The sequence below is a fragment of the Kitasatospora phosalacinea genome, assembly GCF_030268885.1.
Taxonomy (GTDB): Bacteria; Actinomycetota; Actinomycetes; order Streptomycetales; family Streptomycetaceae; genus Kitasatospora; species Kitasatospora phosalacinea_C.
This window is the reverse complement of sequence record NZ_BSSA01000023.1, coordinates 72,841-94,350: the sequence shown is the minus strand read 5'-3', so window position 1 is coordinate 94,350 and position 21,510 is coordinate 72,841. Positions and strand designations below refer to the sequence as shown.

Annotated in this window: 19 protein-coding genes; 17 read left to right on the top strand and 2 right to left on the bottom strand. The window is 74.9% G+C overall.

Going from position 1 to position 21,510, the window contains the following annotated elements; genetic code table 11:
- Positions 1-10 precede the first annotated feature (10 nt).
- From QSK52_RS27700 to QSK52_RS27690, 3 genes are all read left to right on the top strand, one after another.
- Positions 11-1,207, top strand: coding sequence for an NAD(P)/FAD-dependent oxidoreductase (locus QSK52_RS27700; protein ID WP_285738899.1), 1,197 nt, complete (start codon positions 11-13; stop codon positions 1,205-1,207).
- A gap of 79 nt (positions 1,208-1,286) precedes the next feature.
- On the top strand, positions 1,287-2,420 hold the full coding sequence (gene hisC, locus QSK52_RS27695; RefSeq protein ID WP_285738898.1) for a histidinol-phosphate transaminase: 1,134 nt from the start codon (positions 1,287-1,289) through the stop codon (positions 2,418-2,420).
- Positions 2,421-2,539: 119 nt separating this feature from the next.
- Entirely contained in the window at positions 2,540-4,264 is a 1,725-nt protein-coding gene (locus QSK52_RS27690; RefSeq protein WP_285738897.1) for an LCP family protein, read from the top strand.
- Positions 4,265-4,310: 46 nt separating this feature from the next.
- Here the strand turns inward: QSK52_RS27690 and QSK52_RS27685 are convergent, their stop codons facing one another.
- Both QSK52_RS27685 and QSK52_RS27680 read right to left on the bottom strand, forming a co-directional pair.
- Entirely contained in the window at positions 4,311-5,762 is a 1,452-nt protein-coding gene (locus QSK52_RS27685; protein ID WP_285738896.1) for a serine/threonine-protein kinase, read from the bottom strand.
- 106 nt (positions 5,763-5,868) lie between these two features.
- Complete coding sequence (locus QSK52_RS27680) at positions 5,869-6,816, bottom strand: quinone oxidoreductase family protein (RefSeq protein ID WP_285738895.1); 948 nt, start codon at positions 6,814-6,816, stop codon at positions 5,869-5,871.
- Positions 6,817-6,908: 92 nt separating this feature from the next.
- On the opposite strand from QSK52_RS27680, the gene QSK52_RS27675 reads away from it, so the two are divergent.
- The 14 genes from QSK52_RS27675 to QSK52_RS27610 all read left to right on the top strand — a co-directional run bounded on the left by QSK52_RS27675 (position 6,909) and on the right by QSK52_RS27610 (position 21,482).
- The gene (locus QSK52_RS27675) at positions 6,909-7,343 is read left to right on the top strand and encodes a MarR family winged helix-turn-helix transcriptional regulator (protein ID WP_285738894.1); all 435 of its coding nucleotides are present in this window, start codon (positions 6,909-6,911) and stop codon (positions 7,341-7,343) included.
- Positions 7,344-7,547: 204 nt separating this feature from the next.
- A complete protein-coding gene (locus tag QSK52_RS27670; protein ID WP_285738893.1) occupies positions 7,548-8,540 on the top strand; it encodes an ABC transporter ATP-binding protein in 993 nt (330 codons plus the stop codon).
- The gene (locus QSK52_RS27665) at positions 8,540-9,334 is read left to right on the top strand and encodes an ABC transporter permease (RefSeq protein ID WP_285738892.1); all 795 of its coding nucleotides are present in this window, start codon (positions 8,540-8,542) and stop codon (positions 9,332-9,334) included. The genes QSK52_RS27670 and QSK52_RS27665 overlap by 1 nt, the downstream gene beginning before the upstream one ends.
- A 127-nt stretch (positions 9,335-9,461) precedes the next feature.
- Complete coding sequence (locus tag QSK52_RS27660) at positions 9,462-10,409, top strand: ACP S-malonyltransferase (RefSeq protein WP_285738891.1); 948 nt, start codon at positions 9,462-9,464, stop codon at positions 10,407-10,409.
- The gene (locus QSK52_RS27655; protein WP_285738890.1) at positions 10,396-11,916 is read left to right on the top strand and encodes a class I adenylate-forming enzyme family protein; all 1,521 of its coding nucleotides are present in this window, start codon (positions 10,396-10,398) and stop codon (positions 11,914-11,916) included. The genes QSK52_RS27660 and QSK52_RS27655 overlap by 14 nt, the downstream gene beginning before the upstream one ends.
- On the top strand, positions 11,897-12,139 hold the full coding sequence (locus QSK52_RS27650) for an acyl carrier protein (RefSeq protein WP_285738889.1): 243 nt from the start codon (positions 11,897-11,899) through the stop codon (positions 12,137-12,139). The genes QSK52_RS27655 and QSK52_RS27650 overlap by 20 nt, the downstream gene beginning before the upstream one ends.
- 13 nt (positions 12,140-12,152) lie before the next feature.
- Entirely contained in the window at positions 12,153-13,358 is a 1,206-nt protein-coding gene (locus QSK52_RS27645; protein ID WP_285738888.1) for a PLP-dependent aminotransferase family protein, read from the top strand.
- Positions 13,355-15,700 (top strand): lantibiotic dehydratase, encoded by a 2,346-nt coding sequence (locus QSK52_RS27640; protein WP_285738887.1) that lies wholly within the window; start codon positions 13,355-13,357, stop codon positions 15,698-15,700. Before QSK52_RS27645 ends, QSK52_RS27640 begins: the two co-directional genes overlap by 4 nt.
- Entirely contained in the window at positions 15,697-16,752 is a 1,056-nt protein-coding gene (sbnA, locus tag QSK52_RS27635; protein WP_285738886.1) for a 2,3-diaminopropionate biosynthesis protein SbnA, read from the top strand. The genes QSK52_RS27640 and sbnA overlap by 4 nt, the downstream gene beginning before the upstream one ends.
- Entirely contained in the window at positions 16,749-17,780 is a 1,032-nt protein-coding gene (sbnB, locus tag QSK52_RS27630; RefSeq protein WP_285738885.1) for a 2,3-diaminopropionate biosynthesis protein SbnB, read from the top strand. Before sbnA ends, sbnB begins: the two co-directional genes overlap by 4 nt.
- Positions 17,777-18,529, top strand: coding sequence for a 3-oxoacyl-ACP reductase FabG (gene fabG, locus QSK52_RS27625; RefSeq protein WP_285738884.1), 753 nt, complete (start codon positions 17,777-17,779; stop codon positions 18,527-18,529). The genes sbnB and fabG overlap by 4 nt, the downstream gene beginning before the upstream one ends.
- A gap of 52 nt (positions 18,530-18,581) precedes the next feature.
- Positions 18,582-18,872, top strand: a complete 291-nt coding sequence (locus tag QSK52_RS27620) for an acyl carrier protein (RefSeq protein WP_285738883.1) — start codon at positions 18,582-18,584, stop codon at positions 18,870-18,872.
- Between the two features lie 2 nt (positions 18,873-18,874).
- Positions 18,875-19,405 (top strand): 3-hydroxyacyl-ACP dehydratase FabZ, encoded by a 531-nt coding sequence (fabZ, locus tag QSK52_RS27615; protein ID WP_285738882.1) that lies wholly within the window; start codon positions 18,875-18,877, stop codon positions 19,403-19,405.
- Positions 19,406-19,454: 49 nt separating this feature from the next.
- A complete protein-coding gene (locus QSK52_RS27610) occupies positions 19,455-21,482 on the top strand; it encodes a GNAT family N-acetyltransferase (RefSeq protein ID WP_285738881.1) in 2,028 nt (675 codons plus the stop codon).
- The last annotated feature ends 28 nt before the right edge of the window (positions 21,483-21,510 follow it).

The following is a 21,510-nucleotide window of genomic DNA, read 5'->3' as shown; positions in this document are numbered from 1 at the left end:
GGACTGGACGATGGAGAACGTGATCGTCGTCGGCGGCGGCCTCGCCGGGCTGCGCACGGCGCAGGCCCTGCGGGAGCAGGGCTACCGGGGCGCGCTGTCCCTGGTCGGGGCCGAGCCGCACGGGCCCTACGACCGCCCGCCGCTGTCGAAGGAGGTGCTGTCCGGGGAGAGCGACGACACGGCCCTGCCCGCCGACTGGACCGCCCTGGACTGCCGGGTGCACCTCGGGCGGCGGGTCGGGTCGCTGCGGCTCGACCCGGACCGGCCGGGCGGCGTGCTGGGGACCGCCACCGGCGAGCTGCCCTTCGACGGGCTGGTGGCCGCCACCGGCGCCGCACCGGTCCGGCTGCCGGGCGAGGGACCGCAGCACGTCGTCCGGACCCTCGACGACGCCCTCGCGCTGCGGGCCGCCCTGCGCCCCGGCGCCCGGGTGGTGGTGGTCGGAGCGGGCTGGATCGGGGCCGAGGTGGCGACCGCCGCGGCCGCGAAGGGCTGCGCGGTGACGGTGCTGGAGGCGGCGCCGGCGCCGCTCGCCGACGCGCTCGGGCCGGAGGTCGGCGCGCTGACGGCCCGCTGGTACGCCGAGGCTGGGGTGGAGCTGCACTGCGGGGTCGCGGTCCGCTCGGTGGACCACGGCGGACTCACCCTCGGCGACGGCGGGCAGCTGGCCGCGGACGTCGTGGTGACCGGGGTCGGCGCCCGCCCCGAGACCGGCTGGCTGGCCGGCTCGGGCCTCGCGCTCGACCGCGGCGTGGCCGTGGACGCCTCGCTGCGCACCGCCCGGCCCGAGGTGGTGGCGGTCGGCGACTGCGCGGCCCGCTGGTCGCACCGCTACGGGCGCCGCCTCCCGGGCGGCCACTGGGACGACGCGGTGAAGGCCGCGGAGGTCGCCGCGGCCGCCCTCCTCGGCCGGGACGAGGTGTACGACCCGGTCCCGTACTTCTGGTCCGACCAGTTCGGCCGGACGGTGCAGTACGCGGGCGACCGGACCGTGGCGGACCGGGTGGTGCTCCGCGGGGCGCCGGACGGCCCCGGCTGGACGGTCCTGTGGCTGGACGGCGACCGGCTGGCGGCGGTCCTGGCCGTCGACCGCCCCCGCGACCTGCTGCAGGGCCGTCGGCTGGCCGCGGCCGGGACCCCCGTCGACCCCGACCTGCTCGCCGACCCCGACCGCCCGCTGCGCGCCGCGGCCCTCGCCGCGCACTGAACCGCCCCGCGGCCCGGCCCGCCCCGCAGCCCGCCCCGTAGCCCAGCCCAGCAGCCCAGCCCAGCAGGAGGAACCGGAGATGGCCGACGACGCCACCGCCCCGTCCACCCCGCGGATCCGTTCCGCGGTCGCCCGCCTCGCGGGCTACCGGCCCGGCCCCCCGGTGCGCTCGCCCGAGGGCCGCGCGTACCCGCTGGCCGCCAACGAGTCGCCGTACGGGCCGCCGCCCGCCGTGCTGGCGGCGATCGCCGCCGGCACGGCCGACGCCCACCGCTACCCCGACCCGGGCTGCGGGGCGCTGACCGCGGAGCTCGCGGAGCACCTCGGCGTACCGGCGGACGCCGTCGCGGTGGGCTGCGGCTCGGTCGGGGTGACCCGGACGCTGCTGGAGACCGTGGCCGAGCCGGGCACCGAAGTCCTGTACGCCTGGCGGTCGTTCGAGGCGTACCCGCTGCTGACCGCGCTCTCCGGCGCGACCCCGGTGGAGGTCCCGCTGCGCGACGGGCGGCACGACCTGGCCGCGATGGCGGCGGCGATCACCCCGCGGACCCGGATGGTCCTGGTCTGCAACCCCAACAACCCGACCGGGACGGTGGTGCGGGGCGCCGAACTGGAGGAGTTCCTGGACCGGGTCCCGGCGGACTGCCTGGTGGTCCTCGACGAGGCGTACCGGGAGTACGTGCGCGACCCGGGGACGCCCGACGGACTCGACCTGCTCGCCGGGCGGCCCAACGTGCTGGTCCTGCGCACCTTCTCCAAGGCGTACGGCCTGGCGGGCCTGCGGGTCGGCTACGCCGTCGGGCGGCCGGAGCTGGTCGCGCAGGTCCGCAAGGCGGCGGTGCCCTTCGGGGTGAGCGGTGTCGCCCAGGCCGCCGCGGTCGCCGCCCTGCGCTCCGGGCCGCAGCTGCTGGCCCGGGTGGAACGCACGGTGCGCGAACGCGAGCGGGTCGGGGCGGCGCTGCTCGGGCTGGGCCTGCCGGTCCTCCGCAGCGAGGCCAACTTCCTCTGGCTGCCGCTGGGCGCGGCCACCGACGCCTTCCACGCCCGCTGCTCGGCGGCCGGCGTGGCCGTCCGCTCCTTCCCCGGCGAGGGCACCCGGGTCTCGATCGGCTCCCCGGAGGAGAACGACGCCTTCCTCACCGCGGCGGCCGCGGCGTCCGCCGAGGTCACGGGGGCCGTCGGGGCCGCGGCGGACGCCGCCGCCCGGCGCTGACCGCCGCGCGCGGACGGCGCCGCCGGACACCTGTGCGAACTCCGGTGCAACACCTGCGGGCCATCGTGCATCTATAGGGGTGACAGCCCGGAACGGCCGGGCCACGGGGGTGCGATGTGATGCGCGGACAGGCCGAGACCGCCGAGCCGGCGGAGGACGGGTCCGGGGGCGCGGTGCCCGGGCCGCGGTCGGGCGGCCGGGCGGCGGCCCGCCGGGCGGCCGGGCGGCAGGGGCGGCGGGGCAGGCGCCGGATGCGGCGCTGGCAGCGGGGCCTGGTGTACGGGGTGGCCGGGGTGGTGGTGCTGACCGTCGCCACCGGCGGCTACCTGTACTACCGGTTCAACGCCAACATCCACCAGGCGCCGCTCTACGCGGGCGAGGACGGCGACGCCGGGAAGGAGGTGCCGGACGCCTTCGGCCGCACCCCCATCAACGTGCTGGTGATCGGCTCCGACTCGCGCGCGGACCCGGCGAACTGCACCATCGGCGGCGCCTGCGAGGACAGCGGCACCAACGCCGACGTCAACCTGCTGCTGCACGTCTCCGCGGACCGCAGCAACGCGACCGTGATGAGCATCCCGCGCGACCTGATCACCGACCTGCCGGGCTGCAAGGACCCCAAGACCGGCAAGTCCGTGTTCAAGGCCCAGCGCGGCATGATCAACTCCACCCTGCTGGGCGGCCCCGGCTGCACCGTGGCGGCGGTGCGCAAGCTCACCGACCTGCCGATCGACCACTTCGTGCAGGTCGACTTCAGCGGCGTGGTCAAGATGTCGGACGCGGTGGGCGGCGTCCCGGTCTGCGTCACCGACAACGTGTACGACCCGCAGTCGCACCTCAAGCTGTCCAAGGGCGAGCACACCCTGCAGGGCATGGCGGCGCTGCAGTTCGTCCGGACCAGGCACGGGTTCGGCGACGGCAGCGACACCGGCCGCTCCTCGGCCCAGCACCTGTTCCTGGGGTCGATGGTCCGCCAGCTGAAGAGCGCCGGGACGCTCACCAACCCGGCCGGACTGCTCTCGCTCGCCGACGCGGCCACCAGTGCGCTCACCGTCGACCCCGGGCTGGACGGCGTCACCAAGCTGGTCGGCCTCGGCCAGGACATCAGCAAGGTGCCCTCCGAACGGATCACCTTCACCACCATGCAGGTCATCCACGACCCGGCGGACGACAACCGGCGGCTGATCGGCCCGGGGGCGGCCGACCTGTTCCGGATGATCAAGGAGGACCAGCCGCTCACCGGCGGCCCGGCCTCCGCCGCGCCGTCCACCGCCCCCTCCGCTCCCGCCTCCGCTCCGGCCTCCGCCTCCGCTCCCGCCGCCCCGTCGACGCCCCCGGCCGCGAGCGGCCCGGCCCGCAGCAGCACCACCGTCGTGGTGCGCAACGGCACCGGGGTCACCGGCCGCGCCGCCGCGCTCGCCGACACGCTCCGGCAGGCGGGCTTCGCCAAGGGCACCGCCGCCGGACCGGCCGTCACCGCCCAGCACAGCGCGGTGACCTACCCGGCGGGCAAGGAGGCCGCCGCCCAGCAGGTCGCGGCGGCCCTCGGCCTGCCCGCGAGCGCCGTCCGGGCGGGCGACGGCCCCTCCGTCGAGCTGTGGATCGGCGCCGACTGGACCACCGGCACCAGCTACCCGGCCGCCGGCGGCGGCACCGCCCCGTCCGCCCCCGCCGCCGTCAACACCGCGGCCGCCCTGAAGGGCGCCGACGTCAGCACCGCCGACGACGCCAGCGGCTGCGCGAAGGTCGGCCACGAGAAGACGGTCTCCCTCCCCGCCTGGGGCACCATGACCCCGGTCCAGGCGTACGACCGCAGCAAGGACGTCCCCGACTCGGCGCCCTGACCGCGCTCCTGACCGCCCCGGGCCGCGCGTCCGCCCCGGGGCACCGTCAGGCCGATCGGCGCCGCACCGCGAGGTACTGCTGCAGCAGCACGGCCGGGGCGGCCAGCGACGCGGCCAGCAGCAGCCACCAGCCCGGTCCGTGGTCGACCACGACGTGCCCGGCCAGGACGGGCGGCAGGTGCCGCCGGAAGTAGCCGGTGCCGAGCTGCGACCCGGCCGCCAGCAGTCGGACGGGCAGCACCAGCGATCCGGCCAGGCCCGGCAGTCGGAGGGCCGCGGGGGCGCGGGCGGGCACGGCGGCGGACGCCACCAGGGCGGCCACCGTGGGCAGCAGCCACAGCCAGAACGGCATCCCGGTGGGCCCCGCGGACGGGAACCGGTTCAGGTCGAGCAACTGGTGCACCAGGACGTACTGCTGGCTCAGGTCGGCCCAGGGAACCGACTGCGGGGGGTCCACCCGGGGCAGCAGCGCCTTCAGCGGCAGGGCCGCCGCGAACAGCGCCAGCACCGCCAGCGGGAGCAGCACCGCGGCGACCGTACGGCGCGCAGCGGGCGCGGCGGCGGGCGCGGCGGTGGGCGGGGCGTCGCACAGGGCGGTGGCCGGCGGTCGGTGGAGGACGGTGGCGGGTGCGGTGAGGGCCGGGGCCGGGACCGGGTGCGCGGGCGGGGTCGTCGGCGGCAGGGCGGCGAGCAGGGCGGCGGCCTGCGGCCCGGTGAGCCGGGCGGCCGGGTCCTTCGCCAGCAGGCCGTCGAGCAGCGGGGCGAGCGGCCCGGCGAGCGCGTACGGCGGGGGCGGGTCGAACAGGACGGCGGTGAGGGTGCCGGCCGGGGTGTCGCGGCGGAACGGCAGTCGGCCCTCGACCGCCTGGTACAGCGTCGCGCCCAGCGAGAACAGGTCGCCGGAGGGGGCGGCGACGGCGCCCCGGGCCCGCTCGGGAGCGACGTAGTCGAGCGAACCGAGGAACACGCCGTCGGTGGTCAGCGCGGTCTGGTCCTGCTGGACGGCGATCCCGAAGTCGGCGAGCAGCACCCGCCCGTCGTCGGCGAGCAGGACGTTCGCCGGTTTCACGTCCCGGTGCACGATCCCGGCCGCGTGCGCGGCCTCCAGCGCCGACAGCACCGCGGTCGCGACCCGGACCGCCTCCGGGACGGGCAGCGGTCCGTCCGCGGCGATCCGCTCGTGCAGCGACCGGCCCACGATCAGCTGCATCACCGTCCACGGCGCACCGCCGTCCAGCACCACGTCGTGCACCCCGACCACGTGCGGGTGGTCGCGCAGCCGGGCCGCGTGCCGGGCCTCCCGCCGGGCGCGCTCCAGCAGTTCGGCGCGCTCCGCGGCCGTCCCGGCGGGTGGCAGCCGCACCTCCTTGACCGCGACGTCCACCCCCAGGGTCTCGTCCCGGGCCAGCCACACGCTGCCGAACCCGCCCGCCCCGAGCGCCCGCACCAGCCGGTACCGTCCGCCGACCAGCCGCCCGGCCTGCCGGTCCTCCGTCACCCCGACCCCCGTTGATCGTCGTTGCTCCAGCAGTCTTGCAGAACTCCCGTTCGCGTAGCGGCCGTTCGTGTCGATGCGGTGGTGGTGCCGGTAACTGCGCCGCTGGTCAGACGAGTTCGGGCAGCAGGGCGAGCTTGCCGAGGTTCTCGCGGCGCTCCATCAGGGCGACGGCCTCCGGGAGCCGGGTGAACGGGAGCGTGGTGCAGGCGGGCCGCAGGGCGCCGGTGGCGAGGTGGTGCCAGAGTTCGGTGCGGCAGGCGGTGACGAGGTCGGGCCGGTGGCGGGAGAGTCGGGCCATCGCCAGGCCGGTGGCGGTGTGGGCGCCGCGGAGCAGGGCGCCCGCGTCGAGGGTGCCCCCGGCGCCGCTGTTGACGACCAGGCGGCCGAACGGGGCGAGGGCGGCGTGGGCGGCGGCCAGCGTCCCGCCGCCCGCGTTGTCGATCAGCAGGTCGACGGGTTCGAGCCCGTCGGGGTCGGCGAGCCGGTCGTAGGTGACCACCTCGGTGGCGCCCAGGTCGTGCAGGAACCCGGCCTTGGCGGCGGAGCCCACGGCGGCCACCACGCGCTCCGCGCCCAGGACGCGGGCGAGTTGGACGGCGAGGTGGCCGACGCCGCCCGCGGCCGAGGTGACCAGCACGGACTCGCCGGGGGCGAGGGCGCCGGTGCGCAGGGCGGCGAGGGCGACCAGGCCGCTGCGGACCACCGCGAGGGCCTCGGCGGCGGGTACGTCGTCCGCCACCGGTGTGACGAACTCGGGCCGCACCACGGCGAGTTCGGCGTACACGCCGGAGAAGGCGACCCCGCCGACCCGGTCGCCGGGCCGGTGCCCGGTGACGCCCTCGCCGACCGCGAGCACCCGGCCGACCAGGTCGCCGCCGGGGGAGTACGGCAGCGGGGCCCGGCCGTGGCCGCGCAGGGTGCGCAGCAGCGGTGGGGTGAGCCCGGCGGCTTCGACCCGGACCAGCAGTTCGCCGGGGCCGGGGGTGGGTTCGGGGCCGTCCTGCAGGCGGAGCCCGGCCGGGCCGTCGTAGCTGTGCAGGGTGAACTCGCGCATGACACAAGGCCCTTCAGGAGATCGTTGGGGGCTCCAACGGTAACTCCGAACTCATGGGGGTGTCCAACGTTTTCGGGAGTAGGCTGCCGACCATGGACGACCCCGCACTCACCCGCCTCCAGTCCCTGCCCAGCTGGCTGCTCGGCCGGGCCGGTGCCCTCGCCCACCGCCTGGTCGCCGAACGCCTCGCCGAGGCGGGCCTGCGGATGGGCCATCACGCCGTGCTCTGCGCCCTCGCCGAGTACGGCCCGCTGGCCCAGGCCGAGCTGTCCCGCGCCGTCCGGATCGACCCCAAGGACATGGTCGCCGCCCTCAACGAACTGCAGTCCCGCGCCCTGGTCACCCGCGAACGCGACCCCCGCGACGCCCGCAAGAACCTGATCACCCTCTCCCCGGCCGGCCGCACCCTCCTCCACGAGGCCGAACGCCTCGGCGAGCAGGCCAACGCCGACCTCACCGCCCCCCTCACCCCGGCCGAGCGCGACCGACTCACCGCCCTGGTCCGCAAGCTGATCACCGACCGCTGAGCCGCCCCGAACGGTGTGGCGCACTGCAGCACGGCGCAGTGGAGGTCGTCGCGGTCTGACGGCGGTGCCCCCGGAGCACCGCCATCGGCGTGCCGGAGCGGGGGATAGGGGGCCGATAGGCGGGGCGGTTCGGGGGGATAGCGGCGGCCGGGAGAGTGGTGCTCACAGCAGGCGGGACCCCGCCGGAGCGTGAGGACTCGGATGATGACGGAATATCAGGAGCGAACGGCGTCGAGGGGGACGGCGTCCGAACCCCTGGCGGCCGAACTGACCGGTGTGGTCAAGCGGTTCGGGGACGCCAAGGGCGAGGTGTTCACCGCGGTGAACGGGCTGGACCTGCGGATCCGGCGGGGTGAGGTGGTGGCGTTCCTCGGGCCGAACGGCGCGGGCAAGACCACCTCGATCGACATGCTGCTCGGCCTGACGCGTCCGGACGAGGGCGAGGTGCGGCTGTTCGGGACGGACCCGGAGCGGGCCGTGCGGTCCGGCCGGGTGGCGGCGGTGCTGCAGTCCGGCGGGCTGCTGCCGGACCTCACGGTCGAGGCGACGGTGCGGATGCTGGCCTCGCTGCACCCGGGCGCCGACCCGGAGCGCTGCATGGAGCGGGCCGGCGTCACCGGGCTGCGCGACCGCCGGGTGGCGGCCTGTTCGGGCGGTGAGCAGCAGCGGCTGCGGTTCGCGGTGGCGCTGCTGTCGGAACCGGACTTCCTGGTGCTGGACGAGCCGACGGCCGGCATGGACGTGGTGGCGCGGCGGGACTTCTGGGCGGCCGTCCGGGAGGACGCGGCGCGCGGCACCACCGTCATGTTCGCCACCCACTACATGGAGGAGGCGGACCAGTTCGCCGACCGGGTGGTGATGATCGACAAGGGCGCGGTGGTGGCCGACGGCTCGGCCTCCTCGATCCGCGCGGCGATCAGCGGCCGGACCGTCTCGGCGCTGATCAGCCCGTACGAGGCCGAACTGGCCGCCCGGACGCCGGGGGTGCGCTCCACCACCGTGCGCGGCGAGCGCACCTACTTCAGCTGCGCCGACTCGGACGCGCTGCTGCGGGTCCTGGTCGGCGAGACCCGGGCCCGCGAGGTCGAGGTCGCGCCGCGCAGCCTGGAGGAGGCCTTCCTGGCCATCACCGAGAACGCCCGCGCCGCCCGTGGGGCGCGCACCGCGACGCCCGCCCTCGTGAAGGAGAACGCCTGATGGCCGCCGTCTCGGCGCCCGCCGCCGCCCGCACCTCGGTCTTCAACGGGGTGAACCCGACCTTCGTCCGGTACGAGCTGCGCCGGCGCTTCAACCGCCAGACCACGATCTTCACGGTGCTGCTGCCCGCGGTGCTGTACCTGGCACTGTTCCGCACCGCCCCGTCCGGCGGGGCGAGCCTGCCGCACGGGAACTTCGCGGCCTGGATGATGATCGGCCAGGCGGTGTACGGCGCGGCCACCGCCGCGGTCAGCTCGGCCGCCACCATCTCGGTGGAGAAGTCGGTCGGCTGGATGCGGACCGTCGCGATGAGTCCGCTCACCCCGCCCGGCTACCTGCTGGTCAAGGTGCTGTGCTCGGTGCTGATGGCGGGCGTCCCGGTGGTGATCGTCGGCGTGCTGGGCTCGCTGACCGGTGCGCACGCCGACCCGGCCGTCTGGCTGGTGTCGCTGCTGGTGGCCTGGGTCGGCTCGGCGGTGTTCGCCGCGCTCGGCATCGGGATGGGCCTGGCGATGAAGCCCGACGTGGTGATGCACATGCCGGGCCTGGTGATGACCGCGCTGGCCTTCCTGGGCAATCTGTTCATCCCGCTGAGCGGCACCATGCTGGAGGTCTCCCGCTACACCCCGATGTACGGGGTGGCGACGCTGGCCAGGTACCCGCTGAACGACGGCTTCTCCTTCCACGGGGAGCACTCCAGCGTGGCCGGCGCGGTGTTCAACCTGCTGGCCTGGTTCGCCGGCTTCTCGTTCCTGGCGGTCCGCCGCTTCCGCAAGTCCACCGGCCGCCCGTAGCGCCGGAACCCGAGTTCCCGAGCACGTCTTCCCGAGCACGTCTTCCCGAGCACGTCTTCCCGAGCACACCGCCGTCCGGCGCCCGCCTCCCCGGGCGCGGGCCCCACCCGAAAGGGGGTTAGAACACATGTTCGCATTCATCGCACCGGGACAGGGGTCCCAGACCCCGGGCCTGCTGGCCGCCTGGCTGCGCGACCCGGCCACCGCCGAGCGGGTGCGGGCCTGGTCCGAGGCCGCCGACACCGACCTGGTCCACCTCGGCACCAGGGCCCCGGCCGCCGAGATCGCCCGCACCGAGCACACCCAGCCGCTGCTGGTGGCCGCCGGTCTGCTCGCCCACCACGCCCTGCACGACGCCGTCCCGGACGGCGGCGCGGTCGCCGCCGGCCACTCGGTCGGCGAGCTCACCGCCGCCGCGTACGCCGGGGTGCTGAGCCCCGTCGACGCCGTCCGCCTCGCCGCCGTCCGCGGCCGGGCGATGGCGGTGGCCTGCACCGAGGCACCCACCTCGATGGCCGCCGTGGTCGGCGGTGACCAGAGCGAAGTCCTGGACCGAATAGGTGAGTTGGGCCTCTTCCCGGCGACCTTCAACGGCCCCGGCCAGATCGTCGCGGCCGGCCTGGTCGACGCCCTCGACCAGCTCGTGGCCGCCCCGCCGACCGGTGCCACGGTCAAGCGGCTCGCCGTCGCCGGCGCCTTCCACACCCCGTACATGGAGTCGGCCCGGCAGACCTTCGAGGAGGCCGCCGCCCTGGTGCCCTTCGCCGCGCCGAACCAGCTGCTGCTCTCCAACGCCGACGGCGCGTCCGTCGACGACCCGGCGGAGATCCGCCGGCGGCTGGTCGGGCAGCTGGTCGGTCCGGTCCGCTGGGACCACTGCCTGACCCAGCTCGCCTCGGTGGCGCCGGAACTGACCGTGTCGCTGCCGCCCGCCAAGACGCTCGCGGGCATCCTCAAGCGCCAGCACCCCGAGCTGGACGTCCTGTCCGTCACCACCGCCCGGGACGTCACCCGGGTCCGGGAGCGGCTGGCCGCCCCCGCCGGCCGAGGAGCGACCGCCCGTGCTGGTGTCTGACCTGCTGGAGTACCCGCGCGCCGAACGGGCCGCCCACACCGCCCTGATCGACGCCGAAGGCCCGCTGGACTACCGCCGGTTGGGCACCGCCGTGGACCGCGCCGTCGGCTGGCTGCGCGGCCAGGGCATCGCCCCCGGCGACCGGGTGGTGTACGCGGGCGGCAACGACCGGGCCTTCCTCGCCCTGTTCTGGGCCACCCTGCGGGCCGGCGCCGTCTTCGTCCCGGTCCACCCCGAACTGACCGACCAGCAGATCGACCACATCGTCGCCGACAGCGGCGCCGCCCTCGCGGTCTGCCGCCCGGCGGCCGGCCGCCGGGCCGCCCGCAGCACCGACGTCGAGTCGGCCTGGGAGCAGGTCCTCGCCACCGCCGAGGACCCGTACCGGGCCGAGGTCGACGAGGACGCGGTGGCGATGCTGATCTACACCTCCGGCACCACTGGCCGCCCCAAGGGCGTGGTCTGCCCGCACCGGCAGATGCTCGCCGCCGTCGACGCGGTGCACGCCTGCCTCGGCTACCGCGCCGACGACGTGGTGCTGTGCCGACTGCCGCTCTCCTTCGACTACGGCCTCTACCAGGCCCTGATGACCGCGCTGGTCGGCGGCACCCTGGTGCTGGCCCGGCGCAGCGACGACATGGGCCTGCTGAAACTGGTCGAACGCACCGGCGTCACCGTCGTCCCGCTGGTGCCCTCGCTGGCGCAGATCCTCACCCTGCTGCAGGGCAGGGCGCACCGGCCGACGAAGGTCCGGCTGTTCACCAACACCGGCGCCCGCCCCGGCCGGGCCGTCACCGCACAGCTGCTGGAGCTGTTCCCCGGCTCCGCGTTCGCCTCGATGTACGGCATGACCGAGTGCAAGCGGATCTCCATCCTCGACCCCGCCGAGTACGCGGCCCACCCCGACTCGGTCGGCACGCCGATCCCCGGCGACCGGATCCGGATCCTGGCCCCCGACGGCACCGAGCTCGGCCCCCGCTGCACCGGCGAGATCGCCGTCCGCGGCGCCACCGTGATGGCCGGCTACTGGAACGTCCCGATGGCCGAGCAGAACCGGTTCGTCCCGCACCCCGACGGCGGCCTGGAACTGCGCACCGGCGACAACGGCTGGCTGGACGAGGAGGGCCGGCTCTACTTCGTCGGCCGCGACGACGACGTCATCAAGCGCCGCGGCGTGCGGATCGCCCTCACCGAGGTCGAGGACGCCGCCGAGCGGATCCCCGGCATCAGCGCCGCCGTCGCGCTGCGCCCCGAACCCGAGGGCGGCCCGCTGCTGCTGGCCGTGTACGGCAGCGTCCCGGCCGACCGGGCCCGCACCCTGCTGGCCGCCGAACTCGACCACAGCCGGATGCCCGACCGGGTCGTCCCGATCGCCACCGTGCCGCTCACCGCCAACGGCAAGCCCGACCGCGCCGCCGCCCGGCGCCTGGTCGAGGCCGCCGAGGCCGCCACCGAGACCGCCGAACCCACCGCCCTGAGGAGCAGCCATGAACCAGTCGCAGTTTGACCAGCTCGTCGAGCGGACCTGCTCCGTGCGGGTCACCGACTCCGAGACCCCGCTGGTGGACCTGGGCGTCGACTCCCTGCACACCGTCGCCCTGCTGATGGCGATCGAGGAGGAGTTCGGCTTCGAGGTCGACCCCGACGCCCTCGCCGACCCGGCGCTCGCCTCCCCGGCCGGCCTGCTGCGCTACGTGCACGCCAACACCGCCTCCCCGGCCGGGATCTGAGGAGCCGGCAGCCATGTGGACCGACACCAGACCCCCGGCCGAGCTGCCGAAGCTCTTCGAGCGCGGCGCGGACGTGATCTCCCTGGCCGGCGGCCTGCCCGACCTGGGCGTCCTCCCGCTGGACGAGATATCCGCCCAGCTCGGACGGCTCGTGCGACTCGGCGGCAGACTCGCCCTGCAGTACACCACCCCGCACGTCGCCAAGTCCCTCGTCCCCGCCGTCGCCGACCTGATGGGCCGTGAGGGCGGCCGGGCCGACGCCGACAACCTGATCCCCACCAGCGGCTCCCAGATGGGCCTGACCGCCGTCGCCCTCGCCCTCGGCACCCCCGGCGACACCATCCTCACCCAGACCCCCGCCTACCCCGGCGCCACCGCCGCCTTCCGCACCGCCGGCCTGCTCCCGCACGCCGCACCGGAGGACGCCGAGGGCCTCGACCCGGCCGGACTCAGAAGGGTCGTCACCGAGCTGCGCGCCGCCGGGCGCACCGTCCGACTGCTCTACACCAACCCGACCTTCCAGAACCCGACCGGTGCCACCCTCGCCGTCCCGCGCCGCGCAGAGGTCCTCGCCGCCTGCCGCGAGCTCGACCTGCTGCTGGTCGAGGACAACCCGTACGGCCTGCTCGGCTTCGACGGCACCACCACCACGCTGTTCCAGGCGCTCGACCCCGAGCGGGTGGTCTACCTCGGGACGTTCTCCAAGATCTTCGCGCCCGGCCTGCGCTCCGGCTGGATCGCCGCCCCCGCCCACCTGCGGTACGACCTGGCCCGGGTCGCCGAGATCATCTCGCTGTCGCCCTCCGCGCTCGCCCAGGGCGCGCTGGCCGCCTACCACTCCCGCTCCGGCTGGGACACCCTGATCGACCGCTACCGGGACAGCTACCGCGAACGCTGCACCCTGATGGCCGACGCGCTGGACGCCGAACTCGGCACCGACAGCCCCTGGCACTGGCAGCGGCCCGACGGCGGCTTCTACCTCTGGCTGCGCCACCGCGACCGGGCCGACGCCGGACCGTACGCGCGGGCCGCCGCCGACCGCGGCGTCTCGGTCGTCCCCGGCGGGCACTTCTCGATCGACGGCGAGCACGCCCACGGCCTGCGACTGTGCTTCAGCAACGTGCCCCGCAAGAAGATCACCGAGGCGGTCGGCCGACTGTCCGCCGCGCTCACCGAACTTCCCTCGGAACGACGCGAGTTGGCGGAGGTGGCCGGATGACCGCGCCCGTCGCCGTCGGGCCCGCCCCCGTCGACTGGGCGGACCTCGGCCCGCGCCACCGGCTGGCCGGCACCGACTGGCGGGTCTGGGGCGTCGGACTGCTCCGCAACGCCGGGTTCCCGGTCTCCGGCCTCGACCTGCTCGGCGGCACCCGCGCCCCGGCCGCCGCCGCCGCGCTCGCCGCCGGCCACGGCACCGAGGACGCGTTCCACGCCGCCTACGCCGCCGACGCCGACCGCGAGGGCGCCGCCCTCGCCCGCCTCGCCACCGACCCCAAGCTCCGCCTGGCCATCGCCTGGCAGAACCGCACCGTCTACCGGATCCTCGACTCGCTCGCCGCCCCCGGCGGCAAGGAGACCAAGCGCCGCCAGCGCGAACGCACCCTCGCCATGTACTGGCTGCGCTACTGCGCCAAGGCTGACACCATCGGCTTCTTCGGCCCCGCCGCCTGGATCGGCGTCGGCCGCACCGACCGCGCCCTGGCGATCGAGCACGGCCCGGGCCTGGTCGCCGCCACCCACACCGCCCTGGAGCGCTGGACGGTCGCCGCCGTCGCCGACTGGATGGCCGAACAGCCCGGCGCCCGCTGGTGGTTCCCGCCGGTGCTGCGCCCCGACGTCCACCTGGACGGCGACCGGCTGGTGCTGCCCACCCGCAAGGTGCTCCGGCTGCGCCCCGAGGAGGCCCAGCTGCTGCGCCTCGCCGACGGCGACCGCAACGCCGAGCGGATCACCGAGCTGCTGGTCGCCGAACACGGCTGGGACGCCGCCACCGCCCGCGACACGGTGGAGCACACCCTCGGCCGGCTGCTGCGCCGGCGCGTCCTCGACTGGGACGCCAACATCCCGGTCGACGTCCGCGCCGAGCAGGTGCTGCGCCGCCGCGTCGACGGCATCGGCGACCCCGCCCTGTTCGTCCGCTACGACGCGGTGCTCGCCGAACTCGCCCGCCACAAGCGGGAGATCGACCGGGCCGAGACCGCCGAGCAACTGGTCGAGGCACTGGACGCACTGGACGCCTACTTCGTCGCCACCACCGGCGAGGCCGCCTCCCGCGAGGAGGGCAAGGCCTACGCGGGGCGCACCCTGAGCTACCAGGACGCGCTGCGGGACTGCCGGATGGAGCTCGGCCGGGACTTCCTGGACGGGCTGGCCCGTCCGCTCGCCCTGGTCGCCGACGCCGCCGACTGGTTCGGCAACCGGCTCGCCGAGCTCGTCGAGGCCGAGGTCGCCGGATTCGTCCGGGCCGCGGCGGCCAGGCAGCCGGCCGGCGCGCCCGTCACGCTCGCCGACGTCTGGCCGCAGACCCTGGCGCTGTTCTGGGGCGAGCACGACCACCCCGTCCGGCGCGCGGTCGGCGAACTCGCGGTGAAGTGGCGCGAGGTGATCGGTGAGGTCCCCGCCGACGCCACCCGGGTCGAGCTGTCCGCCGACCGGATCGCCGCCCGGGTGCGGGAGGTCTTCGCCACCGGCCCGGTGCGCTCCCCGCACCTCGCCGTGCACAGCCCCGACCTGCAGGTGGTGGCCCGCTCCGCGGACGCCGTCGACGCGGGCGAGCACCTGGTGGTGCTCGGCGAGATGCACGCCTGCCTGGCCACCCTCGACCTGCCCTTCCTGGACTGGACGGCCGGGCCCGACGGCTCGGTCCGCGACAAGGTCAACCGGGTGATCGGCGCCGAACGCCTGGTGCCGCTGCTCCCGGTCGGCTGGAAGCGCAACAGCGGCCGGATGGTGCCCGCCCCGATCGGCGCCGACGACCGGCTGATCGGCTTCACCCGGGCCCCGTTCGACCAGCGCGAGCGGATCGAGCCCGCGGTCTCCATCACGCTCGCCGAGCAGGACGGCCGGGTCACCGCGACCACGGCCGACGGCCGCACCCGTTCGCTCCCCGAACTGCTCGCGGTCCTGATCTCGATCATCGCCTGCGACGCCTTCAAGATCGGCCTGGACCGGCCGCACGCCCCCCGGGTCACCCTGGACGGCCTGGTGCTGTTCCGGGAGACCTGGCGGCTGCCGCCGACCGGCATCGACCTGCCCGCCAAGGCCGACCGGCACCGCGACTACCTGGCGGTGCGCCGCTGGGTGAGCGACAACGGCCTGCCGGACCGGGCCTTCGTCAAGTTCCCCGAGGAGACCAAGCCCTCCCTGGTCGACTTCACCAGCCCCGTGCTGGTGCTCTCCTTCGTCAACCTCGTCCGCCGCGCGGTGCGGTCCGACCCGGACGCCGTGGTGACCGTCAGCGAACCGCTGCCGGCCCCCGAGGAGTCCTGGCTGTCCGACGCCGACGGCGAGCGCTACGTCAGCGAGCTTCGGCTCCAGATCAGCCGAGAGGTGCCGCAATGACCGTGCTCGTCCCCGACGGCGCCGCGGTACGGGCCCGCCCGCACCGGTCGTCGGACCCCGACATCGTCGCCACGATCGGCGGAACTCCGCTGGTGGCGCTGGACCGCCTCTTCCCGCCCGCCCGTTTCCAGGTGTACGCCAAGTGCGAGCGGTTCAACCCCGGCGGCTCCATCAAGGACCGCGCCGCCAAGTCGATGGTCGAGCAGGCCATCGCCAGCGGCCGGATCGTCCCCGGCGTCTCCACCGTGGTGGAGTCCTCCTCCGGGAACCTGGGCATCGCGCTCGCCCAGCTGTGCAACTTCCACCGGCTCGACCTGGTCGTCGTGGTCGACCCGCGCACCACCCCGCAGAACCTCGCCATCATGCGGGCCTACGGCGCGAAGGTGGAGGTGGTCGAGCACCGCGACCCCGCCACCGGCGAGTACCTGCCGGCCCGGATCGCCCGGGTCCGGCACCTGCTGGAGACCGTCCCCGACGCCTGGTGGCCCAACCAGTACGCCAACGAGGACAACGCCCGCGCCCATCACGGCACCATGCGGGAGATCGTCGAGGCGCTGCCCGCCGCCCCCGACTACCTGTTCCTGGCGGCCGGCACCACCGGCACCCTGCGCGGCTGCGCCGAGTACGTGCACGCCGAGAACCTGCCCACCCGGGTGGTCGCGGTGGACGCGGTCGGCAGCGTGATCTTCGGTCCGCCGGAGCCCTGGGAGGCCGCCCACAAGCGGACCATCCCCGGCCACGGCGCGGCGGTCGTCCCCGCGCTGCTGCGGCCCGGACTGGCCGACTGGGTGGTCAAGGTGACCGACTCCGAGTGCATCCGGGGCTGCCGCAGCCTGCTGGCCGAGGAGTCGATCCTGGCCGGCGGCTCCTCCGGCGCGGTGATCGCCGCGCTCCAGCAGTCCGCCGCCTGGATCGAACCCGGCGCCACCTGCGTCGCCGTGCTCCCGGACGGCGGCGACCGCTACCTCGACACCATCTACGACGACCACTGGGTGGAGTCCTACCTCCAGCAGTACCTGCCGCCCACCGAGCAAGAGAGGAACACGCCATGAGGATCCTCGGGCGGGAGGACGTCAGGGCCGCCCTGACCGACCTCGACCCCGCCGTCATCGACCTGGTCCGCGACGCCTACGTGCTGCACGGCCAGGGCAAGTCCGACCTCCCCTTCTCGACCTTCCTGCGCCCGTTGCACCGCTCCGACTCGCGGATCATCGCGCTGCCCGCCTACCTCGGCGGACCGGCTCCGGTGATGGGCCTGAAGTGGATCTCGTCCTTCCCGGAGAACGTCAAGCGCGGGATGCAGCGGGCCAGTTCGCTGTGCATCCTGAACGACCTGGAGTCCGGCTACCCGCTGGCCCTGATGGAGGGCAGCCAGATCTCCGCGGTCCGCACCGCGGCCGGCGCGGCGCTCGCCTCCGGTCTGCTGAACGCCGGACGCGAGGTCCGCACCGTCGGCCTGGTCGGCTGCGGCACCATCAACCACCGGGTGGTGCACTACCTGACCCGGGTGCACGAGGGCCTGGAGACCGTCCTGCTGCAGGACGCCTTCCCCGAGCGGGCCGAGGTGTTCGCCGCCGAACTCGCCGCCGAGCACCCGGGCATCGACTTCCGGGCCGCCACGCTGAGCCGGGTGCTGGGCGCCGACACGGTCTCGATCGCCACCACCGACTCCACGTACTGGCTCGACCTCGCCGCCCACCCGCAGCGCCCGCACGGCCAGGTCGTGCTGCACCTGTCGCTGCGCGACCTGTCGGTGGAGTCGGTGCTCGGCGCGGTCAACGTGGTCGACGACGCCGAGCACGCGATCCGCGAGCAGACCTCGCTGCACCGGGCCGAGCAGCAGGCCGGCCACCGCCGCTTCGTCACCGCCGAGATCGGCGCGCTGCTCGACGGCACCGCCGAACTGCCGTCCGGCGCCCGCACCGTGGTGTTCTCCCCGTTCGGCCTCGGGGTGCTCGACCTGGCCGTCGCCGAGGCGGTGCTGACCGCCGCGGAGAAGGCCGGGCTCGGCACCGAGGTCGACGGCTTCGACCCCGGCACCCACAAGGTCACCTCGCACTTCACCGGGAGCCCGGCGTGACAGGTCTGTTCCCCGAGGGCACCCGGGCCGTCGTCACCGGTGCCTCGCGCGGCATCGGCGCCGCGATCGCCCTCCAGCTCGCCGAGCACGGCTGCGACGTCGCGCTCAACTACCGCTCCAGCGCCGGGAAGGCCGAGCAGCTGGCGGAGAAGATCGAGGGCCTGGGCCGTCGCGCCCTGCTGGTGAGGGCCGACGTCTCGGACGAGGCGCAGGTCACCGCGATGTACAAGGAGATCCGCACCGCCTGGGGCGGGGTCGACGTCGCCGTCCTCAACTCGGGCGTCACCGCCGACGGGCACTTCGCGGCGATGAGCGCCGCCAAGTGGCAGGAGGTGATCTCCACCAACCTGACCGGTGCCTTCCTGACGGCCCGCGAGGCGACCAAGCAGATGTACGCCTCCGGCGGTTCGATCGTCTTCATCGCCTCCACCTCGGGCATCGCCGGCCGGGTCGGCCAGGCCAACTACGCCGCCTCCAAGGGCGGGGTGATCGCGATGGCCAAGACCCTCGCCTACGAGGGCGCGCCGAAGAACATCCGGGTCAACGTGGTCGCGCCGGGCTTCATCGACACCGACATGGTGAAGAAGGTGCCGCGCGCCCAGCTCAAGGAGGCGGCGGCGGCGATCCCGCTGGGCCGGATGGGCACGCCGGAGGAGGTCGCCCGGGCGGCGGTCTTCCTGGCCAGCCCGGCAGCCTCGTACATCACCGCCAAGGTGCTCACCGTCGACGGCGGGATGCTCTACAGCTGACCCCCGCAACCGAACTGACGTTCCATCCATTCCGACCGAGAGGAACCCCACCATGTCCACCGCCACCTTCGAGGACGTCCGCGCCCAGGCCGAGCAGCGCCTGGAGCGGAACCTGAAGATCAAGTCGATGATCATCGACCGCCTGGGCCTGGACGCCGAGGCCGAGGTCGTCTCCGACAACCAGCCGCTGTTCGGCCGCGGCCTGGAGATGGACTCGCTGGACACCCTGGAGATCGTCGTCATGATCAACAACGAGTACGACGTGCTGATCAGCGACGACGACTTCGAGGCCTTCGGCTCCGTCAACGCCCTGGTCGACTTCATCGAAGCCCGCGAGGTCTGACCGTGACCCCCGCCGCCACCGTCGCCGCCCCCGCCGGGGGCGCCGTCCGGGAGAAGCCGAAGACCTTCGCCTACTCCTCCGACGACATCAAGCGGATGCTGCCGCACCGCTGGCCGATGCTGATGATCGACCGCGCCTACGACGTGGTCCCCGGCGTCTCCGGACGCGGCGTCAAGAGCGTCTCGGTGAACGAGCCGTTCTTCGCCGGCCACTACCCCGACCACTCGATCATGCCCGGCGTGATGATCGTCGAGGCGATGGCCCAGCTGGTCGCCGTGGTCTACGTCGCGGAGCTGCTGGAGGCCCCGCCGACCCAGGACGGCCCCGCCGACCCGTCGTCGAGCGTCGGCTACCTCGGCTCGATCAGCTCGATGAAGTTCTCCCGGCTGGTCGTCCCCGGCGACCAGCTCACCCTGGAGGCCAAGCTCGGCCAGCGGCTCGGCGGCCTGCGCTCGGTCTCGGTCCGGGCCTCGGTCGGCACCGAACTCGCCGCCGCAGGCTCGCTGATCGTCACCACCGAGCGCAAGGGCTGACGCCGCCCCCCCCGCAGGACCCGCCCCAGCACAGACAAGGAGGTGTGCCATGTCCATCACGATCCGCCCCTACCAGGAGGGCGACGCGCACGACATCGCCGAGCTCTACAACCGGCACCGCGACAACCCCAACCCGGTGGCGGGCGGGATCACCGGCGCCGAACTGGAACGCGAACTCGCCGAGCGCGACACCGCGACGTTCCTGGTGGCCGTCGAGGACGACCGGGTGGTGGGCACGTTCGGGCTGTTCCACAGCACCGGACGGCGCTCCGCCCGGGCCGGCGAACTGATCGCCGACATGTTCTTCGTCGCCCCGGCCTACCGCAACGGCGTCATCACCGGCCGGCTGTTCACCGAGGCCGTCGAGTGGATGATGCGCTGCGGCTGCCTCGTCCTGCGGCTGACCGTCAACCCGGCCAACACCGTCGCCTTCAAGCTCTACCGGCGGGTGGGCTGCGTCTCGGTCGGCGAGACCGTCCCCGGCGAGGACGGCAACGTCGAACTGCACAACTACATCCCGCTGATCCTGCGCGGCGTCTTCCACGACCTCGGCCCCGAGGCCGTGGCGGAACTCGGCAAGCTCAGCAGCTTCGGCAGCGTCACCAGGGGCCGGGACGGCGAACTCCAGTCCGACGTACGGCTGGTGGACGGAGTCCGGACGGTCGGCTACGCCCTCGTGCTCGGCGGCTTCACGCTCACCGCCGACATCGACGTCGACCGCGGCCTGCTGCTGGGCGCCACGCTCACCGACCCGGACGGCGCCACCCGGCCGCTGCGGACCGCCGCAGCCCCGTACGAGGTCGAGGAGCCGGTCGGCGGTCGGCCGCACCGCTTCGGCGACGACGGCCTCACCGCCGAACTCGACCCCGCCGAGGGCACCCTCACCGTGCACGCCGAGGGCCACCACGGTCCGGTGTTCGTCTCCACCTGGCCCAGCGCCGAGGCCGACCGCTCGGCCGGCTGGCGCGAGGGCCAGGCCCGCAGGCTGGAGGTCAGGCCCGTCGAGCACGGCGTCGAGGTCTCCGAGCGCACCGGCGGCAACCTGGTCACCGGCACCCTCACGCTCCACCGGGGCGTGCTGGAACAGCGGTTCGCGTACACCACCCGGCCCGGCCGGATCTTCCAGACGGTCGGACTGCGCCAGGGCGAGTTCGCCCTGACCGGCCCCGACGGCGTCGAACGGCACCCGATCGGCACCGGCATCGGCGTCCGCGACACCTCCGAGGTGGTCGCCGCCGCCCGGACCGCCCCGGCGGGCAGCGCGCTCGCCTGGACCGACGGCACCACCCGGGTCGCGCTCCCGGCCGGACACCCCGTCCGGCTGATCACCACCACCCTGGTCGAACGCCACCTGGTCCCCGACGCCGACGGCACCGCCCGGCTGCGCACCGAGTTCGCCACCGGCACCGCACCGGCCGCTCCCCGCGCCGCAGTGCACGGACAACCGCTGGACGGCCAACGGAAGGTGACCGTCAAGGCGACGGCCGGCGGGATCACCGGCTGGACCGAGGCCGGCACCAAGGTGCTGCGCAGCCCCGCACCCCGCACCCGCGCCTTCGGCTGCAACCCGCGCTGGCGCGCCGGGGCCTGGGTCACCCGCGAACACCACCGGCACAGCCTCGCCACCGGCCTCGGCTGGGGCGTCGCCGCCACGGAGTGGGAGCAGAAGCACCCGCTCGGCCTGGCCGCCCCGCAGGAGGGCGTCAGCTGGGAGGTCACCGCCCCCGAACGGACCGCCGAACCGGTCCGGATCGACGTCCGCGCCCCCGGCGCGGACGAGGAGACCGTCCTGTGGCTCACCCCCGACACCCCGGCGGACACCACCGTGGTGATCGACACGGCCGGCACCCGGCACGAACTGGAGAGCGGCGCCTTCCGACAGGTCTGGGCCGCCGCCGCCTCCGTCCGGCTCAGCAGCGGCCACTGGCTGCACATCGCTCCCGCCGACCCCGCCGACCCCGTCGGCACCCGGGAGCTCGTCCTGCGCACCACCTCCTCCGGACTGCTGGTCGGCTGCGCCTCGGCCGACCCCGAGGCCGCCTGGCAGCTGTCCGTCCACCCCGCACCCGCGATCTGACCACTCCCCGAAAGGACACCGAGAGACC

What these genes read in the sequence shown, in the direction of transcription:
- QSK52_RS27700 (WP_285738899.1), top strand. Translation starts at nt 11, where the DNA reads ATGGAGAACGTGATCGTCGTCGGCGGCGGCCTCGCCGGGCTGCGCACG.
- hisC (WP_285738898.1), top strand. Translation starts at nt 1,287, where the DNA reads ATGGCCGACGACGCCACCGCCCCGTCCACCCCGCGGATCCGTTCCGCG.
- QSK52_RS27690 (WP_285738897.1), top strand. Translation starts at nt 2,540, where the DNA reads ATGCGCGGACAGGCCGAGACCGCCGAGCCGGCGGAGGACGGGTCCGGG.
- QSK52_RS27680 (WP_285738895.1), bottom strand. Translation starts at nt 6,816, where the DNA reads ATGCGCGAGTTCACCCTGCACAGCTACGACGGCCCGGCCGGGCTCCGC.
- QSK52_RS27675 (WP_285738894.1), top strand. Translation starts at nt 6,909, where the DNA reads ATGGACGACCCCGCACTCACCCGCCTCCAGTCCCTGCCCAGCTGGCTG.
- QSK52_RS27670 (WP_285738893.1), top strand. Translation starts at nt 7,548, where the DNA reads ATGACGGAATATCAGGAGCGAACGGCGTCGAGGGGGACGGCGTCCGAA.
- QSK52_RS27665 (WP_285738892.1), top strand. Translation starts at nt 8,540, where the DNA reads ATGGCCGCCGTCTCGGCGCCCGCCGCCGCCCGCACCTCGGTCTTCAAC.
- QSK52_RS27660 (WP_285738891.1), top strand. Translation starts at nt 9,462, where the DNA reads ATGTTCGCATTCATCGCACCGGGACAGGGGTCCCAGACCCCGGGCCTG.
- QSK52_RS27650 (WP_285738889.1), top strand. Translation starts at nt 11,897, where the DNA reads ATGAACCAGTCGCAGTTTGACCAGCTCGTCGAGCGGACCTGCTCCGTG.
- QSK52_RS27645 (WP_285738888.1), top strand. Translation starts at nt 12,153, where the DNA reads ATGTGGACCGACACCAGACCCCCGGCCGAGCTGCCGAAGCTCTTCGAG.
- QSK52_RS27640 (WP_285738887.1), top strand. Translation starts at nt 13,355, where the DNA reads ATGACCGCGCCCGTCGCCGTCGGGCCCGCCCCCGTCGACTGGGCGGAC.
- sbnA (WP_285738886.1), top strand. Translation starts at nt 15,697, where the DNA reads ATGACCGTGCTCGTCCCCGACGGCGCCGCGGTACGGGCCCGCCCGCAC.
- sbnB (WP_285738885.1), top strand. Translation starts at nt 16,749, where the DNA reads ATGAGGATCCTCGGGCGGGAGGACGTCAGGGCCGCCCTGACCGACCTC.
- QSK52_RS27620 (WP_285738883.1), top strand. Translation starts at nt 18,582, where the DNA reads ATGTCCACCGCCACCTTCGAGGACGTCCGCGCCCAGGCCGAGCAGCGC.
- QSK52_RS27610 (WP_285738881.1), top strand. Translation starts at nt 19,455, where the DNA reads ATGTCCATCACGATCCGCCCCTACCAGGAGGGCGACGCGCACGACATC.